Genomic DNA, 6,467 nt, shown 5'->3' with positions numbered 1-6,467 from the left:
GCACGTCCGGCGTTATCCGCCAGCAAAATAACCGGAGCGGCATCAGTCAGAATATGCGCCAGACGCTCGCCAGTATAAACCGGGTCCAACGGCACATAAGCGCCACCGGCTTTCAGTATTGCCAATACCCCCACCACCATAGCCGGTGAGCGTGCCACGCAAATCGCCACTCGTTGATCCGGCGCTACGCCCAGTTCAATTAGCTGATGAGCCAGACGGTTAGCACGAGCATTTAATTCCGCATAACTGAGGGTTTGCTCTTCATGCACTAATGCTATCGCACCCGGGGTTTGTTCTACCTGCTGTTCAAACAACTGATGAATACACAATGCATCAGGATAGGCGGTTTCCGTCGCGTTCCAGGTTTCCAGCAACAACTTGCGCTCCGTCGGAGACAGAATATCAATTTCTCCAACCGGCTGTTGAGAGTTAGCCACCATCGCTTGCAGCACCGCGCGGAGATATTCCACCTGCCGTTCCACTGTCGATGGATCAAACAGGGCGGTGGCATAATTCAACGCCCCGACAATCCTGCCCTCCTCTTCTGACAAGCCCAGTTCCAGATCAAACTTAACAACATCAACCGCTTGATCGACCGGTGAAACGGCCAGCTTCGGCAGTTTCCAGTCCGTGCTCTCATTGTTCTGCCAGGCAAATACCACCTGGAACAATGGGGTATGCGCCAGTCGGCGCGGCGGTTGCACAATTTCCACCACCTGCTCAAACGGTAAATCCTGATGCTCCTGGGCCGCCAATGCGGTTTGCCGGACTCGCGCCAGCAACTCGGCCACGGTCAGCTCACCGGATAAATCCATGCGCAATGCCAACGTATTGACAAAGAAACCAATCAACGGCTCTACTTCCTGACGACTACGGCCCGCACTCGGGGTGCCAATCACCACATCGTCCTGACCTGACAAACGCGACAGAACCACTACCCAGGCTGACAACAGCGTCATAAATAAAGTGACGCCCTGCTGCTCACTCAGGCGTTTCAGGGCCGTTGTTAACGCCACATCCAAGTCAATCGGCACGGACTGTCCGACAAACGACTGCGCCGGCGGACGGGGCCGATCTGTCGGCAGATCCAACAGCACTGGCGCGTCAGACAACGTTGCACGCCAATAGTCAGACTGAACCTGAATACGCTCAGCCGACAGCCACTGACGCTGCCAGGCGGCGTAATCCGGGTACTGAATCGCCAATGGCGGCAACGGATCGGATTGTCCGTCTATAAACGCCGTATAGAGCGTGTTCAGTTCCTGTATCATCACATTGAAAGACCAGCCATCGGAAATAATGTGATGCAAAGTCAGCAAAAACTGATATTCGCTATCGGTGAGCTGGATGAGAGCCGCACGGATAAGCGGGCCGCTTTCAAGGTCAAATGATGCGTGAGCCTCCTCCACGCTTAGATGCTCAAGAACAACATCAGCATCCGGGATTCCGCGCAGATCATATTGCGATAACAATAAGCTGCTATTCGGTGCCAACAGCCGCACTTGCGGTTGACCATCGACAGAAACAAAGACAGAGCGTAACGCTTCATGACGGGCAAATAAGGTATCCAGCGCCTTCTGCCAGGCCATGATATCCAATTGCCCACTCAAACGCAGGGCCATCGGGATATGATAAGTTTCACTAACGCCCTCAAGCTGCGTCAGGAACCACAAGCGCTGTTGAGCAAATGATAACGGTAATGCGCCTTCGCGAGATACCGGCACAATGGCTGGCAGGATAGTATCCAGTTGCCCCTTCCGGGCCTGCATAACTTCCGCAAATGCCTGTAACGAAGGGAATTTAAACAAGGTGGTTAATGACAGTTCGATACCGAAAGCAGCTATCCGGTTGATCATCCGTACCGCCAACAGCGAATGCCCACCCAAGGCAAAGAAATTGTCATGTCGGCTTATCCGCTCAATGCCAAGTAACTCACGCCAGATAGTCGCCAATACGGTTTCCATCTCCCCTTGCGGCGCTTCATAAATCTGATGGACAAAGGCTTCCACCCCCGGCGCAGGCAACGCTCGGCGATCCAGCTTGCCGTTCGGCGTTAACGGAAACGCATCCAGACGCACAAAAGCGGACGGCACCATATAATCCGGCAAAATGGCACTCAGATAGGCACGTAAGCTGTTAACCAGCAGGTCATCCGCTTCTGCCACCACATAAGCCGCCAGCCGTTTGTCCTGACCGTCACCCAGAGCCAGCACTAACGCTTCACTTACCGCCGGATGTTCCATTAAGCGGGCTTCGATTTCCCCCGGTTCAATACGGAAACCGCGGATTTTCACCTGGTGGTCGTTGCGGCCCAGGAATTCCAGATTGCCGTCCGGCAAATAACGCGCTAAATCCCCGGTGCGGTACATGCGGGCATCGGGTTTATCACTAAATGGGTCAGACAGGAAACGTTCAGCCGTCAAGTCAGGACGATTGAGGTAGCCACGCGTCACACCAACACCACCAATGTACAGCTCCCCTATTGCCCCCAACGGCACAGGATAGCCGCCGTTATCCAACAAATAAAGACGGATATTATCCAGCGGACGACCGATAGTCGGATAAGGATGCGACGGCTCTATACAGGCCAACGTCACCTCCACGGTACATTCTGTTGGGCCGTAAACATTATAGGCCGTCAGTTGCGGTATACCGGCTATCGTCTGCCAGGTTTGTGTGGATATGGATTCCCCCCCAATCAACAGCGTCAACGCTTTTTTATGGTTCGACAAACCCGCCGCCAACAACATCTCTAACTGCATTGGCGTACAGTCCAGCACATCCAGCTCTGTCGTGGCTAAAAACTGCAATAAGGCGGCCCCATCGACTCGTACATCTTGTGGAACAATCACCAGCGTATAGCCATTCAACAGACCCAATATATGTTGCAATGACGCATCAAATGCCATACTCGCGTTCAGGCTAACCCGGTAAGAGGCAGATGAAGGCGCAAACACCCGCGCTGTCAGCGTGCTATGGAGATTTAACAGAGAATTATGTTCAACCATCACCCCTTTCGGCATACCGGTCGAACCCGAGGTATAAATCACATAGGCCAAATGCCGGGCAGTTAGCGCAGGTATCTGAGGATTACTGTCCGGCTGATCTGGCAAGGCATTCGGGTCAAGCACGGTCAGTCTGGTCAGCGTTTCCTCGCCTAATGCAGACCGACCGGTCTTATCCGCCAGCACCACCGTCGGTGCCGCATCATGCAGGATATGCCCCAGACGTTCACCCGGATAAGCGGGGTCCAACGGCACATAGGCACCGCCGGCTTTCAGTATTGCCAATATCCCTACCACTATGGCCGGTGAACGCGACACGCAAATCGCCACTCGCTGATCCGGCGCTACGCCCAGTTCAATTAGCTGATGAGCCAGACGGTTAGCACCGGCATTTAATTCCGCATAACTGAGGGTTTGCTCTTCATGCACTAATGCTATCGCATCCGGGGTTTGCTCTACCTGCTGTTCAAACAATTGATGAATACACAATGCATCAGGATAGGCGGTTTCCGTCGCGTTCCAGGTTTCCAGCAACAACTTGCGCTCCGTCGAAGACAGAATATCAATTTCTCCAACCGGCTGTTGAGAGTTAGTCACCATCGCTTGCAGCACCGCGCGGAGATATTCCACCTGCCGCTCCACTGTCGATGGATCAAACAGGGCGGCGGCATAATTCAACGCCCCGACAATCCTGCCCTCCTCTTCTGCCAAGCCCAGCTCAAGATCAAACTTAACAACATCAACCACTTGATCGACCGGTGAGACGGCCAGCTTCGGCAGTTTCCAGTCCGTGCTCTCATTGTTCTGCCAGGCAAATATCACCTGGAACAACGGGGTATGCGCCAGTCGGCGCGGCGGTTGCACAATTTCCACCACCTGCTCAAACGGTAAATCCTGATGCTCCTGGGCCGCCAATGCGGTTTGCCGGACTCGCGCCAGCAACTCGGCCACGGTCAGCTCACCGGATAAATCCATGCGCAATGCCAACGTATTGACAAAGAAACCAATCAACGGCTCTACTTCCTGACGACTACGGCCCGCACTCGGGGTGCCAATCACCACATCGTCCTGACCTGACAAACGCGACAGAACCACTACCCAGGCTGATAACAGCGTCATAAATAAGGTGACGCCCTGCTGCTCACTCAGGCGCTTAAGGGCGGCCGTTAATTCAACATCGAAGTTAACCGGCACCGTATCTCCGGCAAACGACTGCTCCGGTGGACGAGGCCGATCTGTCGGCAGATCCAACAGCACCGGCGCGTCAGCCAACATGGCACGCCAATAGTCAGACTGAACCTGAATGCGCTCAGCCGACAGCCACTGACGCTGCCAGGCGGCGTAATCCGGGTACTGAATCGCCAATGGCGGCAACGGATCGGATTGTCCGCCTATAAACGCCGTATAGAGCGTGTTCAGTTCCTGTATCAGTACATTGGCAGACCAGCCATCGGAAATTATGTGATGCAAAGTCAGCAAAAACTGATATTCGCTATCGGTGAGCTGGATGAGAGCCGCACGGATAAGCGGGCCGCTTTCAAGGTCAAATGATGCGTGAGCCTCCTCCACGCTTAGACGCTCAAGAACAACATCAGCGTCCGGGAGCCCGCGCAGATCATATTGCGATAACAGTAAGCCGCTATTCGGTGCCAACAGCCGCACTTGCGGTTGGCCATCAATAGAGACAAAGACCGAACGTAACGCTTCATGACGGGCAAATAAGGTATCCAGCGCCTTCTGCCAGGCCATGATATCCAATTGCCCACTCAAACGCAGAGCCATCGGGATATGATAAGTTTCACTGACACCCTCAAGCTGCGCCAGGAACCACAGGCGCTGTTGAGCAAATGATAACGGTAATGTGCCTTCACGGGATACCGGCACGATGGCTGGCAGGGTAGTATCCAGTTGCCCCTTCCGGGCCTGCATAACCTCCGCAAATGCCTTTAATGAAGGAGATTTAAACAGGGTGGTTAATGGCAGTTCGATACCCAAAGCGGCTACCCGGTTCATCACCCGCACCGCCAGCAACGAATGACCGCCCAGAGCAAAGAAGCTGTCATACCGGCTGATCTGCTCAATCCCCAGAACTTCACGCCAAATCGCCGCCAGCGCCATTTCCATGTCTCCCTGGGGCGCTTCGTAAACCTGACGGGCAACGGCCTCATTGCCCGGTACCGGCAGCGCCTGGCGATCCAATTTACCGTTCGGCGTTAACGGAAACGCATCCAGACGCACAAAAGCGGACGGCACCATATAATCCGGTAACACGGTACCCAAGTAGGTATGCAGACTATTTACCAACCCCTCATGGTTTTCCGCCACCACATAGGCCACCAGCCGTTTGTCCTGACCTTCCCCCTGTGCCAATACCACAGATTCACTCACTGCGGGATGTTCCACCAACCGGAATTCAATTTCGCCCGTTTCAATGCGGAAACCGCGGATTTTCACCTGGTGGTCGTTGCGGCCCAGGAATTCCAGATTGCCGTCCGGCAAATAACGAGCTAAATCCCCGGTGCGGTACATGCGGGCATTGGGCTTATCACTAAATGGGTCAGACAGGAAACGTTCAGCCGTCAAGTCAGGGCGATTGAGGTAGCCACGCGCCACACCAACACCACCAATGTACAGCTCCCCTATTGCCCCCAACGGCACAGGATAGCCATCGTTATCCAATAAATAAAGACGGGCATTATCCAGAGGACGACCGATAGTCGGATAAGGATGCGACGGCTCTATACAGGCCAACGTCGTATCCACGGTACATTCTGTTGGGCCGTAAACATTATAGGCCGTCAGTTGCGGTATACCGGCTATCGTCTGCCAGATTTGTGTGGATATGGACTCCCCGCCAATCAACAGCGTCAACGCTTTTTTATAGTTAGACAAACCCGCCGCCAACAACATCTCTAACTGCATTGGCGTACAGTCCAGCACATCCAGCTCTGTCGTGGCTAAAAATTGCAATAAGGCGGCCCCATCGACTCGCACATCTTGTGGAACAATCACCAGCGTATAGCCATTCAACAAACCCAGTATATGTTGCAATGACGCATCAAATGCCATACTCGCGTTCAGGCTAACCCGGTAAGAGGCAGATGAAGGCGCAAACACCCGCGCTGTCAGCGTGCTATGGAGATTTAACAGAGAATTATGTTCAACCATCACCCCTTTCGGCATACCGGTCGAACCCGAGGTATAAATCACATAGGCCAAATTCCGGGCAGTCAGCGCAGGTATCTGAGGATTACTGTCCGGCTGATCTGGCAAGGTATTCGGGTCCAGCACCGTCAGTCTGGCCAGCGTTTCCTCGCCTAATGCAGACCGGCCGATCTTATCCGCCAGCACCACCGTCGGTGCCGCATCATGCAGGATATGCCCCAGACGTTCACCCGGATAAGCGGGGTCCAACGGCACATAGGCACCGCCGGCTTTCAGTATTGCCAATATCCCCACCAC

General features: G+C 54.1%; 1 protein-coding gene. It reads right to left on the bottom strand.

The features are described 5' to 3' along the window. Positions 1–6,467 (bottom strand): non-ribosomal peptide synthetase (locus EAE91_RS22750; protein WP_214090449.1); only part of this gene is annotated, 6,467 nt, incomplete at both ends.

It is taken from the genome of Photorhabdus noenieputensis (assembly GCF_018448935.1).
GTDB lineage: Bacteria > Pseudomonadota > Gammaproteobacteria > Enterobacterales > Enterobacteriaceae > Photorhabdus > Photorhabdus noenieputensis.
The sequence above is the reverse complement of the archived record's forward strand: the minus strand, read 5'-3'. Positions and strand labels throughout refer to the sequence as shown.